At 65.1% G+C, this 13,247-nt stretch carries 7 protein-coding genes; 6 read left to right on the top strand and 1 reads right to left on the bottom strand.

The window, feature by feature from the left end; genetic code table 11:
- Positions 1-35 precede the first annotated feature (35 nt).
- Both rpoB and rpoC read left to right on the top strand, forming a co-directional pair.
- Positions 36-4,151, top strand: coding sequence for a DNA-directed RNA polymerase subunit beta (gene rpoB, locus ACWGL1_RS05550; RefSeq protein WP_452111409.1), 4,116 nt, complete (start codon positions 36-38; stop codon positions 4,149-4,151).
- 99 nt (positions 4,152-4,250) lie between these two features.
- Positions 4,251-8,444: a DNA-directed RNA polymerase subunit beta' gene (gene rpoC, locus ACWGL1_RS05545; RefSeq protein ID WP_291776176.1), complete on the top strand. Its 4,194-nt coding sequence runs from the start codon at positions 4,251-4,253 to the stop codon at positions 8,442-8,444.
- A gap of 121 nt (positions 8,445-8,565) precedes the next feature.
- Here the strand turns inward: rpoC and ACWGL1_RS05540 are convergent, their stop codons facing one another.
- On the bottom strand, positions 8,566-9,540 hold the full coding sequence (locus tag ACWGL1_RS05540) for a hypothetical protein (RefSeq protein ID WP_452111408.1): 975 nt from the start codon (positions 9,538-9,540) through the stop codon (positions 8,566-8,568).
- 385 nt (positions 9,541-9,925) lie between these two features.
- On the opposite strand from ACWGL1_RS05540, the gene rpsL reads away from it, so the two are divergent.
- The 4 genes from rpsL to ACWGL1_RS05520 form a co-directional block, all read left to right on the top strand.
- Positions 9,926-10,300 carry a 30S ribosomal protein S12 gene (gene rpsL, locus ACWGL1_RS05535; RefSeq protein WP_003165508.1) on the top strand — a complete coding sequence of 125 codons (375 nt, stop codon included), beginning with the start codon at positions 9,926-9,928 and terminating at the stop codon, positions 10,298-10,300.
- A gap of 39 nt (positions 10,301-10,339) precedes the next feature.
- Complete coding sequence (rpsG, locus tag ACWGL1_RS05530; RefSeq protein WP_291776167.1) at positions 10,340-10,813, top strand: 30S ribosomal protein S7; 474 nt, start codon at positions 10,340-10,342, stop codon at positions 10,811-10,813.
- Between the two features lie 149 nt (positions 10,814-10,962).
- Positions 10,963-13,041, top strand: coding sequence for an elongation factor G (gene fusA / locus ACWGL1_RS05525; RefSeq protein ID WP_291776165.1), 2,079 nt, complete (start codon positions 10,963-10,965; stop codon positions 13,039-13,041).
- A gap of 111 nt (positions 13,042-13,152) precedes the next feature.
- Positions 13,153-13,247 (top strand): GTP-binding protein (locus tag ACWGL1_RS05520; protein WP_018294844.1); only part of this gene is annotated, 95 nt, incomplete at its 3' end.

Below are 13,247 nucleotides of genomic sequence, written 5' to 3'. Positions count from 1 at the left end.
CGGGCCTCGCAAGGGGCCGCGATTGGGAAAACAGAATGGCCAAGTCCACCGACGGTCTCGCCTTGGGTAAGATCGCTGCCGCCACGTCGTTCACCGGCAAGAAGCGCATTCGCTACAGCTTCGGGCGCATCCCCGAAGCCGTGCAGATGCCGAACCTGATCGAGGTTCAGCGCGCTTCCTATGAGCAGTTCCTGCAGCGCGAGTCGCGCCCGGGCCTGCGCAACGACGAGGGCATTGAAGCGGTCTTCAAGTCGGTCTTCCCGATCAAGGACTTCAACGAGCGCGCCGTCCTGGAATACGTCTCCTACGAGTTCGAGGACCCGAAGTACGACGTCGAGGAATGCATCCAGCGCGACATGACCTATGCCGCGCCGCTGAAGGTCAAGCTGCGGCTGATCGTCTTTGAGACCGAGGAAGAAACGGGCGCCCGTTCGGTCAAGGACATCAAGGAGCAGGACGTCTACATGGGCGACATCCCGCTCATGACGGACAAGGGCACCTTCATCGTCAACGGCACCGAGCGCGTGATCGTCTCGCAGATGCACCGTTCGCCGGGCGTCTTCTTCGACCACGACAAGGGCAAGACCCACTCCTCGGGCAAGCTGCTGTTCGCCGCCCGCGTGATCCCGTATCGCGGCTCGTGGCTGGACTTCGAGTTCGACGCCAAGGACATCGTCTATGTCCGCATCGACCGTCGCCGCAAGCTGCCCGCCACCACCTTCCTCTATGCCCTGGGCATGGACGGGGAAGAGATCCTCAAGACCTTCTACGAGACGGTTCCGTACGAGAAGCGCGGCGAAGGCTGGGTCACCCCCTACAAGCCGGAACGCTGGCGCGGCGTGAAGCCGGAGTTCGACCTGGTCGACGCCGACACCGGCGAAGTGGTCGCCCCGGCCGGTCAGAAGATCAGCGCCCGCGCCGCCAAGAAGCTGGCCGACGGCGGCCTGAAGTCGCTGTCGCTGGCGGCTGACGCCCTGCTGACCAAGTATCTGGCTTCGGACGCCGTCAACTTCCAGACCGGCGAGATCTACGCCGAGGCGGGCGACGAACTGGACGCCGCCACGATCGAGCTGCTGGAAGCCAACGGCTTCACCACCATCGACGTGCTGGATATCGACCACGTCACGGTCGGCGCCTACATGCGCAACACCCTGCGCGTGGACAAGAACACGGGCCGCGAGGATGCCCTGTTCGACGTCTATCGCGTCATGCGCCCGGGCGAGCCGCCGACGCCGGAAGCGGCCGAGGCCATGTTCAACTCGCTGTTCTTCGACGCCGAGCGTTACGACCTGTCGGCCGTGGGCCGGGTCAAGATGAACATGCGTCTGGAAACCCCTGAGGTTTCGGACGAAATCCGCGTCCTGCAAAAGGACGACGTGCTGAAGGTGCTGCAAATCCTGGTCGGGCTGAAGGACGGCCGCGGCGAGATCGACGACATCGACAACCTGGGCAACCGCCGGGTCCGTTCGGTGGGCGAGCTGCTGGAAAACCAGTACCGCGTCGGTCTGCTGCGCATGGAGCGCGCCATCAAGGAGCGCATGTCCTCGGTCGATATCGACACGGTCATGCCGCACGACCTGATCAACGCCAAACCGGCCGCCGCCGCGGTTCGCGAGTTCTTCGGTTCGTCGCAGCTGTCGCAGTTCATGGACCAGACCAACCCGCTGTCGGAAATCACCCACAAGCGCCGCCTTTCGGCGCTTGGCCCGGGCGGTCTGACGCGCGAGCGCGCGGGTTTTGAAGTCCGCGACGTTCACCCGACGCACTATGGCCGCATCTGCCCGATCGAAACGCCGGAAGGCCCGAACATCGGTCTGATCAACTCCCTGGCCACCCACGCCCGCGTGAACAAGTACGGCTTCATCGAAAGCCCGTACCGTCGCGTGGTCGAAGGCAAGGCGACGGACGAGGTGGTCTACATCTCGGCCATGGAAGAGGCGAAGCACGTCATCGCCCAGGCCAACATCGACCTGAAGGACGGCGAGATCGTCGAGGAGCTGGTGCCGGGCCGTATCAACGGCGATTCCCAGCTGCTGACCAAGGAAACGGTCGACATGATGGACGTGTCGCCGAAACAGGTCGTTTCGGTCGCCGCCGCCCTGATCCCCTTCCTGGAAAACGACGACGCCAACCGCGCGCTGATGGGCGCCAACATGCAACGTCAGGCCGTGCCTCTGGTGCAGTCGGACGCGCCGCTGGTCGGCACCGGCATGGAAGCGGTCGTGGCCGTGGACTCCGGCGCCGTGGTGATCGCCCGTCGTGACGGCGTGGTCGAGCAGATCGACGGCACCCGTATCGTCGTGCGCGCCACGGGCGAAGTGGATGCGGGCCGTTCGGGCGTCGACATCTATCGCCTGTCGAAGTTCCAGCGTTCCAACCAGTCGACCTGCATCAACCAGCGCCCGATCGTGCGCGTGGGCGATGAGGTGAAGACTGGCGACGTCATCGCCGACGGTCCGTCGACGGACCTGGGCGAACTGGCTCTGGGGCGCAACGTCCTGGTCGCCTATATGCCCTGGAACGGCTACAACTTCGAAGACTCCATCCTGATCTCCGAGCGCATCGTGCGCGACGACATCTTCACCTCCATCCACCTCGAAGAGTTCGAAGTGATGGCGCGTGATACGAAGCTTGGGCCGGAAGAAATCACCCGCGACATCCCGAACGTTGGCGAGGAAGCCCTGCGCAACCTCGACGAAGCGGGCATCGTGGCCATCGGCGCCGAGGTCCAGCCGGGCGACATCCTGGTCGGCAAGGTGACGCCGAAGGGCGAAAGCCCGATGACCCCGGAAGAGAAGCTGCTGCGCGCTATCTTCGGCGAGAAGGCTTCGGACGTGCGCGACACCTCGCTGCGTCTGCCGCCCGGCGTCGCCGGCACCATCGTTGACGTGCGGGTATTCAACCGCCACGGCATCGACAAGGACGAGCGCGCGATGGCCATCGAGCGCGCCGAGATCGAACGTCTGGGCAAGGACCGCGACGACGAGCTCAAGATCCTTGAGCGCAACGTCTACGGCCGCGTGAAGCCGCTGCTGCTCGGCAAGACCGCCGTGTCCGGCCCGAAGGGCATGGGCCGCGGCGAGGTCACCGAAGAGAAGCTGGCCGAAGTGTCCAAGGGCCTGTGGTGGCAGGTCGCCCTCGACGACGAGAAGGCGATGGGCGAACTGGAGGCCATGAAGAAGCAGTTCGAGGACGCCCGTAAGGCCCTCGACCGCCGCTTCGAAGACAAGGTCGAGAAGCTGCAGCGCGGCGACGAGATGCCGCCTGGCGTCATGAAGATGGTCAAGGTCTTCGTGGCCGTGAAGCGCAAGCTGCAGCCGGGCGACAAGATGGCCGGCCGTCACGGCAACAAGGGCGTCATCTCCAAGATCCTGCCGATCGAGGACATGCCGCACCTGGACGACGGCACCCACGTCGACATCGTTCTGAACCCGCTGGGCGTGCCGTCGCGCATGAACATCGGCCAGATCTTCGAGACCCACCTGGGTTGGGCCGCCGCGGGCCTGGGCAAGCAGATCAAGGGCTTGCTCGAGCAGTGGATGGACGGCGGAATGCGCGACGCCCTGGTGTCGCGTCTGACCCAGATCTACGGCGCCGACACCCCGCTGCCGCAGAGCGACGAAGAGCTGATCGAACTGGCCCAGAACCTGGCCAAGGGCGTTCCGTTCGCGACTCCGGTCTTCGACGGAGCGCGCATCTCGGACATCGAGGATCTGCTGGAATCGGCGGACCTGGATCGTTCGGGTCAGTCGATCCTGTTCGACGGCCAGACGGGCGAGCAGTTCAAGCGTCCGGTCACGGTCGGCTATGTGTACATGCTGAAGCTGCACCACCTGGTCGACGACAAGATCCACGCCCGTTCGATCGGCCCGTACTCGCTCGTCACCCAGCAGCCGCTGGGCGGTAAGGCGCAGTTCGGCGGTCAGCGCTTCGGGGAAATGGAGGTCTGGGCTCTGGAAGCTTACGGCGCCGCCTACACCCTGCAGGAAATGCTGACGGTGAAGTCGGACGACGTGGCCGGTCGGACCAAGGTCTACGAGGCCATCGTCCGCGGCGACGACAGCTTCGAGGCCGGCATCCCCGAGTCCTTCAACGTGCTGGTGAAGGAAATGCGCTCGCTGGGCCTGAACGTGGAGCTGGAAAACAGCTGATCGGATCAAGCGCCCTTCCTCGCCTCGGCGGGGGAGGGCGGTCCGCCTGTTCTCCTCTCTGAATGATTTTCGCGGGGCAGCCCCGCAGAAGGAATAAAGATGAACCAGGAAGTCCTGAACATCTTCAACCCGGTTCCGGTCACGCCGACCTTCGACCAGATCAAGATCGCCCTGGCCTCGCCGGAGAAGATCCGTTCGTGGTCGTTCGGCGAGATCAAGAAGCCGGAAACCATCAACTACCGTACGTTCAAGCCTGAGCGTGACGGCCTGTTCTGCGCCCGTATCTTTGGCCCGACCAAGGACTACGAATGCCTGTGCGGCAAGTACAAGCGCATGAAGTACAAGGGCATCATCTGCGAGAAGTGCGGCGTTGAGGTCACCCTGGCCCGCGTCCGTCGCGAACGCATGGGCCACATCGACCTGGCCGCTCCGGTCGCTCACATCTGGTTCCTGAAGTCGCTGCCGTCGCGCATCTCGCTGATGCTGGACATGGCGCTGAAGGACGTCGAGCGCGTCCTGTATTTCGAGAACTACATCGTCACCGAGCCGGGCCTGACCCCGCTGAAGCAGAACCAACTGCTGACGGAAGACGAATTCTATCACTATCAGGAAGAGTTCGGCGACGACGGCTTCACCGCCGAGATCGGCGCCGAGGCGGTCCGCAACCTGCTGATGGCGATCGATCTGAACGCAGAGGCCGAGAAGCATCGCGCCGAACTGGCGGACAATCCGTCGGAGCTGAAGGCCAAGAAGGCGTCCAAGCGCCTGAAGTTGCTGGAAGCCTTCATCGAGTCGGGCAACAAGCCCGAGTGGATGATCCTGACCATCGTGCCGGTCATCCCGCCGGAACTGCGTCCGCTGGTGCCGCTGGACGGCGGCCGCTTCGCGACGTCGGACCTGAACGACCTGTATCGTCGGGTCATCAACCGGAACAACCGCCTGAAGCGCCTGATCGAGCTGCGCGCGCCGGACATCATCATCCGCAACGAAAAGCGGATGCTGCAGGAATCCGTCGACGCCCTGTTCGACAACGGCCGTCGCGGCCGCGTGATCACGGGCGCCAACAAGCGTCCGCTGAAGTCGCTGGCCGACATGCTGAAGGGCAAGCAGGGCCGCTTCCGCCAGAACCTGCTGGGCAAGCGCGTCGACTACTCGGGCCGTTCGGTCATCACCGTGGGCCCCGAGCTGAAGCTGCACGAGTGCGGCCTGCCCAAGAAGATGGCGCTGGAGCTGTTCAAGCCGTTCATCTACGCGCGTCTGGACGCCAAGGGCCTGTCGGGCACCGTCAAGCAGTCCAAGCGCATGGTCGAGCGCGAACAGCCCGCCGTCTGGGACATCCTGGACGAGGTCATCCGCGAGCACCCGGTTCTGCTGAACCGCGCGCCGACGCTGCACCGTCTGGGCATCCAGGCGTTCGAGCCCAAGCTGATCGAGGGCAAGGCCATCCGCCTGCACCCGCTGGTCTGTACGGCGTTCAACGCTGACTTCGACGGCGACCAGATGGCCGTGCACGTCCCGCTGAGCCTCGAGGCCCAGCTGGAAGCGCGGGTGCTGATGATGTCGACGAACAACATCCTGTCGCCCGCCAACGGCAAGCCGATCATCGTGCCGTCGCAGGACATCGTCCTGGGCCTGTACTACCTGTCGCTGGTCAAGGAGAACCAGCCGGGCGAAGGCAAGCTGTTCGCCAACATGGGTGAAATCGACGCGGCGCTGGACGCCCAGGTCGTCAAGCTGCACACCAAGATCAAGGCGCGCTGGACCGAGATGAATGCGGACGGCGAACTGATCACCAAGGTGATCGACACCACGCCGGGCCGGATGAAGCTGGGCGCCCTGCTGCCGCACAACCCGAACATCGGCTACCGCCTGCTTGAGAAGAACCTGACCAAGAAGGAAATCGGCAACCTGATCGATCAGGTCTACCGTCACTGCGGTCAGAAGGCGACGGTCATCTTCGCCGACCAGATGATGCAGATGGGCTTCCGCGAAGCGGCCAAGGCCGGCATCTCGGTGGGCAAGGACGACATCGTCATCCCCGCCAAGAAGGAAGCCCTGGTCAACGAGACCCGCACCCAGGTCGAGGAGTACGAGCAACAATACGCCGACGGCCTGATCACCAAGGGCGAGAAGTACAACAAGGTCGTCGACGCCTGGGCCAAGGCCACGGACAAGATCGCCGATGAGATGATGGGCGAAATCGCCCAGCCGCGCGTCCTGATCAAGGGTCAGGAGCCGGACATCAACTCGGTCTTCATGATGGCCAACTCGGGCGCCCGTGGTTCGCAGGCTCAGATGAAGCAGCTGGGCGGGATGCGCGGCCTGATGGCCAAGCCCTCGGGCGAGATCATCGAGACGCCGATCATCTCGAACTTCAAGGAAGGCCTGACCGTCCTTGAATACTTCAACTCGACCCACGGCGCCCGTAAGGGTCTGGCCGACACCGCCCTGAAGACCGCCAACTCGGGTTACCTGACCCGTCGTCTGGTGGACGTGGCGCAGGACTCCATCGTCACCGAGGAAGACTGCGGCTCGACGCGCGGCATCACCCTGCGCGCCGTGGTCGAAGGCGGCGACGTGCTCGTCTCGCTGGGCCAGCGCGTCCTGGGCCGTTACGCGGCCGAGGACATCAAGGAGCCGGGCGGCGAGGTCCTGTATCCTGCGGACACCTATCTGCAGGAAGAGGAAGTCGAGATGATCGACAAGGTGGGCGTCCAGTCCATCAAGGTCCGCTCGGCCCTGACCTGTGAAGCCGACACCGGCATCTGCGCGACCTGCTACGGCCGCGACCTGGCGCGCGGCACCAATGTCAACATCGGCGAAGCGGTCGGCGTCATCGCCGCCCAGTCGATCGGCGAGCCGGGCACCCAGCTGACGATGCGGACCTTCCACATCGGCGGTACGGCCCAGGTGGCGGAAACCTCCTTCTTCGAGGCGACCAACGCGGGTGTCATCAAGGTTGTCGGCCCGACGGTTATCGCCGCTCACGGCGACCCGGTGGCCATGAGCCGCAACGTCGTGGTCACCGTGACCGTCGACGGCAAGGATCGCGAATCCTACAAGGTGCCTTACGGGGCGCGCCTGCGCGTCAAGGACGGCGGCGAGGTGGCCAAGAACCAGCGCCTGGCCGAGTGGGACCCGTACACCACCCCGATCCTTACGGAAGTCGGCGGCGTGGTGCGTTTCGAGGATCTGGTCGACGGCCTGTCGGTCAAGGAAGAGACGGACGAGGCCACGGGCATCGCCCAGCGCGTCGTCTCCGACTGGCGCGCCAGCCCGCGCGGCGCGGACCTGCGTCCGGCCATGGGCGTCACCCAGGGCGACAGCTACGCCAAGCTGTCGAGCGGTTCTGACGCGCGCTATCTGCTGCCCGTCGGCGCCATCCTGTCGGTGGCCAACGGCGACGAGACCAAGCCGGGCGACATCATCGCCCGTATCCCGACCGAAGGCGCCAAGACCCGCGACATCACCGGCGGTCTGCCGCGCGTGGCGGAACTGTTCGAAGCCCGTCGTCCGAAGGATTGCGCGGTCATCGCCGAGATGGACGGTCGCGTCGAGTTCGGTCGCGACTACAAGAACAAGCGCCGCATCAAGATCACCCCGGAAGTCGACGCAGACGGCAACCAGGGCGAAGCGGTCGAGTTCCTGATCCCGAAGGGCAAGCACATCTCCGTCCACGACGGCGATCTGATCCAGAAGGGCGACTACATCATCGACGGCAACCCGGATCCGCACGACCTGCTGCGCATCCAGGGCGTCGAGGCGCTGGCCGAGTATCTGGTGAACGAAGTGCAGGAGGTCTACCGACTGCAGGGCGTGCCGATCAACGACAAGCACATCGAGGTCATCGTCCGTCAGATGCTGCAGAAGGTCGAGGTCATCGACTCGGCCGAGACGACGCTCATCAAGGGCGACCACGTCGATCGTGTCGAAGTCGACATCGAGAACGCCAAGGTCGAGAAGCGCGGCGGCCGCATCGCCACCGTGCAGCCGGTCCTGCTGGGCATCACCAAGGCGTCGCTGCAGACCCGCAGCTTCATCTCGGCGGCCTCGTTCCAAGAGACGACCCGCGTCCTCACCGAGGCCTCGGTCCACGGCAAGAAGGACACGCTGGAAGGCCTGAAGGAGAACGTGATCGTGGGTCGTCTGATCCCGGCCGGTACGGGCTCCTACCTGCGCAGCCTGCAGAAGATCGCCAACGAGCGTGACGCTGAGCTGACCCAGGCCCGCGAAGACGCGGTCGAGCCGCTTCCCGCGGATCTGGCCCTGGAGCTGGAGCAGTCGGCCGACTGATCCGGGTTCAGACCTGAAAGACTGAAGAGGGCGGCGTCGAAAGGCGCCGCTCTTTTTTATGGCCTACCGCGCTTCGCGCCGCTCGAGGCCGTGGGGCGGGCGCTGGCCGTGCGCCGGACGCCTACTGCGGCGTCATCGGTTCGCGCGTGTTGGCGGCGCCGGGCGTCATCGGGCGGCCGGAGGCGGGAGCGCCGTCGCGGCGGGTCTGGACATTGCGGTTGGAGTCCATCTGCATCGAGGAATCCAGGTGCGCGCCCGCGCAGCCCGTGCCGAAGTTGGAGCCTGGGCAGTCCTGAGGCGCGAGCACTCCGACCCCGCCGCTGAGCGGTCGACGCTGGGCCTCGTAGCGCTGCATCTCGCGCGCCCCTTCGCGGGCGAAGCGGGCGTCGCGCTCTGCGTTGCCGGTACCGGTGATCCGGCCGTTCTCTGCGCCCTGCGCCGCCCGGGCGTTGAACCGTTCCTCGCAGATGATCTCTTCGCCTCGACGAAGCAGTCGGTCCGCAGGGCATCCGGCGGGGGAGGTGCGCAAGGCGCGGGCGTTGCGCCCGGACTGACCCTCAGGCGTCACGCGCCAGGCGTCGGAAATGCCGTCCACGCCTGACGCGGCGGCTGAAGGCGCGCCCGGCGCGGGAGCGGCCAGGCGCGGCGCCGGCGGAGCGGGCAGGCCGTCGCGGCCGTCCTCCTCGTCCTTCTTGCGCGGACGTATGGGCGCGATGACGGCGGGCGCGACCGGCGCCTGCTCCAGTGCGGCGGCCGGCGGCGCGGGCGCCGTCTTGGACGCCGGGGTCGGCAGGGGCGGAGCCTGCGGGGCGGTCCGAGGGACGGAAGCCGCCTGAGCAGGGGCGGGGGCCGGCGCAGGCGTCGGCGCAGGAAGGGGAGGCCGCGGTTGCGGCGGAACGAACGGTCGCTCCAGTTCCACGTGGATGATCGGCGGCGGCGGCGTGGGGAGGGATTCGCGACGGTCGCCCGCCGCGTAGTGGGCCATGCCGCCCAGGACGATCGCGTGCATCAGCACCGAGGTCCCCGCCGTCAGGGCTCGCTTGAGGCCCGGACGGGTTCGCGTCGTCGGGCCTTCGGGCAGAACGGCGATGCTCATGAAGGCTCCCCCATCGTCCGAACGAATGATGCCTAGGCAAGCATGGCGATATCTAGGCGCAATATCATCGATCCCTGAACAGGATACGAACACGACGCCCTGAACGTCGGTCCACGCGTCTCTCTTGACCTGTTAACGGATCGCGCGTAGAAGCCGCGCACTTTCGAGACGTGGGCGGTTCGCCGTCCGCTGAGATCGTGACAATCTAACGGACGGGCTGTGTCCCGCCGGAACGCCCGAAGCGCGCGTTCCGGTTTTTCTGTTTGGGCGTCCTGACCTCGGCTCGATAACACCCGGGCGGGGCTTCGGTCCCGTTCAAAAGAAGGCTCATGAGGCGCTCCGGTCGAAAGACACACGCCTCCACATCGAAAAGAGACGAATTCGAATGCCCACGATCAACCAACTGATCCGCAAGCCCCGCAAGCCGAAGCCGGTCCGCAACAAGGTCCCGGCCCTGGAGGGTTCGCCCCAGCGTCGCGGCGTCTGCACCCGCGTCTACACCACGACCCCGAAGAAGCCGAACTCGGCTCTGCGTAAGGTCGCCAAGGTCCGTCTGGCCAAGAACGGCGTCGAAGCCGTGTGCTACATCCCCGGCGAAGGCCACAACCTGCAGGAGCACTCGGTCGTGCTGATCCGCGGCGGCCGCGTGAAGGACTTGCCCGGCGTTCGCTACCACATCCTGCGCGGCGTGCTCGACACCCAGGGCGTCAAGGACCGCAAGCAGCGTCGTTCGCACTACGGCGCCAAGCGTCCGAAGTAATCCGCTCCTAGCGCCCTACAGATTTAAGAGGATACATCCATGTCCCGTCGTCACCGCGCTCAGAAGCGTGAAGTCCTGCCGGATCCCAAGTTCGGGGACCTGATCGTCACCAAGTTCATGAACTACGTCATGTACGAAGGTAAGAAGGCCGTCGCCGAGAACATCGTCTACGGCGCCTTCGACATCCTGGCCGAGAAGAAGAAGGAGCAGACTGCGGTCGAGACCTTCCACATCGCCCTGGAAAACGTCGCCCCGGCGGTTGAAGTCCGTTCGCGTCGCGTCGGCGGCGCCACCTATCAGGTGCCGGTCGAAGTCCGTCCGGACCGTCGTCGCGCCCTGGCTATCCGCTGGCTGGTCAACGCCGCGCGCAACCGCGGCGAAAACACCATGACGGAAAAGCTGGCCGCCGAGCTGCTGGACGCCGCCAACAACCGCGGCACCGCGGTCAAGAAGCGCGAAGACACCCACAAGATGGCCGAAGCCAACCGCGCCTTCAGCCACTACCGCTGGTAAACGTCTTAAAATCGTCCCTCTTCTTCGGATAATGGGGCGGTCGCTAATCAGACGATCCGGCGCGGGCGTTCAGACTGAACCGCCCGCGCCGTCATATCCGACACCCCAGGGCGCTCGCGCGTCCGCGAAGCTCCCGGAAGGCAAATCCAATGCCCCGCACAAACAAAATCGAAGACTACCGCAACTTCGGCATCATGGCCCACATCGACGCGGGCAAGACGACGACGACCGAGCGGATTCTGTTCTACACCGGCAAGAACCACAAAATGGGCGAGACGCACGACGGCGCGTCCACCATGGACTGGATGGACCAGGAGCAGGAACGCGGCATCACCATCACGTCGGCTGCGACGACCGCCTTCTGGAAAGAAAAGCGCCTCAACATCATCGACACCCCCGGCCACGTGGACTTCACCATTGAAGTCGAGCGTTCGCTGCGCGTCCTCGACGGCGCCGTGACCGTTCTGGACGGCAACGCCGGCGTCGAGCCGCAGACGGAAACCGTCTGGCGCCAGGCCGACAAGTACAACGTCCCCCGCATCGTCTTCGTCAACAAGATGGACAAGATCGGCGCCGATTTCGAGAAGTCGGTCGAGTCGATCCGCGACCGTCTGGGCGCCAAGGCTGTGCCGATCCAACTGCCGATCGGTTCGGAATCGAACCTGAAGGGCGTGGTCGACCTGGTCGAGATGAAGGCCCTGGTCTGGGAAACCGATCAGGTCGGCGCCTCGGCCGACGTGCGCGACATCCCGGCTGACATGGCTGACGCCGTGGCCGCCGCTCGCCAGTACCTGGTCGACAACGCCGTCGAGATCGACGACGAGGCCATGGAAGCCTACCTGGAAGGCAACGAGCCGTCGGTTGAAGTGCTGAAGCGCTGCATCCGCAAGGCCGTCATCACCGGCGCCTTCTACCCGATCCTCGCCGGCTCGGCCTTCAAGAACAAGGGCGTGCAGCCGCTGCTGGACGCCGTCGTCGACTACCTGCCGTCGCCGGTCGACATTCCGGCTATCCCGGGCATCGACTTCAAGACCGAAGAGCCGACCTCGCGCAAGGCGTCGGACGACGAGCCCCTGTCGGTTCTGGCGTTCAAGATCATGGACGACCCCTTCGTCGGCTCGATCACCTTCTGCCGCGTCTACTCGGGCAAGATGGAGACCGGTCAGTCGCTGCTGAACTCGTCGCGCGACAAGCGCGAGCGCGTCGGCCGCATGCTGCTGATGCACTCCAACAACCGTGAGGACATCAAGGAAGCCTACGCCGGCGACATCGTCGCTCTGGCCGGCCTGAAGGAAACCCGCACGGGCGACACCCTGTGCGACCCGCTGAAGTCCCCGGTCATCCTTGAGAAGATGGAATTCCCGGCGCCGGTTATCGAGATCGCCGTCGAGCCCAAGACCAAGGCCGACCAGGAGAAGCTGGGCGTCGCCCTGGCCAAGCTGGCTTCGGAAGATCCGTCCTTCACCGTCTCGACCGACCACGAGTCGGGCCAGACGATCCTGAAGGGCATGGGCGAGCTGCACCTGGACATCAAGATCGACATCCTGAAGCGCACCTACAAGGTCGAAGCGACCATCGGCGCGCCGCAGGTGGCCTATCGCGAGTCCATCAGCCGCAAGGCCGAGATCGACTACACCCACAAGAAGCAGACCGGCGGTACGGGCCAGTTCGCCCGCGTCAAGCTGGTGTTCGAGCCGGGCGAGCCGGGTTCGGACTTCGTCTTCGAGTCGGCCATCGTCGGCGGCGCCGTGCCCAAGGAATACATCCCGGGCGTGGAAAAGGGCCTGAAGTCGGCCAAGGACAACGGCCTGCTGGCCGGCTTCCCGGTCATCGACGTCAAGGCCACCCTGGTGGACGGCGCCTTCCACGACGTCGACTCCTCGGTCCTGGCGTTCGAAATCGCCTCGCGCGCCGCTTTCCGCGAACTGAAGGAAAAGGGCGGACCGAAGCTGCTCGAGCCGATCATGGCCGTCGAGGTCGTGACCCCGGAAGAGTACCTGGGTTCGATCATCGGCGACCTGAACGGCCGTCGCGGCATGATCCAGGGGCAGGACATGCGCGGCAACGCCGTCGTCGTGAACGCCTTCGTGCCGCTGGCCAACATGTTCGGCTATGTGAACACGCTGCGCGGCATGTCGCAGGGTCGCGCCCAGTTCACCATGCAGTACGACCACTATGAATCGGTGCCGCAACACGTCGCCGACGAAGTGATCAAGAAGTACGCCTAAATCCGTCTTTCCGACGGACCCACTTGAAAACGGGGCGGTTTGACCACAAATCGCCCCACCTATCCCCAAACCCATTTGGACCCCCGCTTTGGGGATGCCAGGAGCTAGAGAATGGCCAAGGAAAAGTTCGAACGCACGAAGCCGCACGTGAACATCGGCACGATCGGTCACGTTGACCACGGCAAGACGACGCTGACGGCGGCGAT

This window comes from Brevundimonas sp. NPDC055812, from assembly GCF_053616535.1.
Note: the sequence above shows the minus strand (reverse complement) of the source record. Positions and strands in the feature narration are given on the sequence as shown.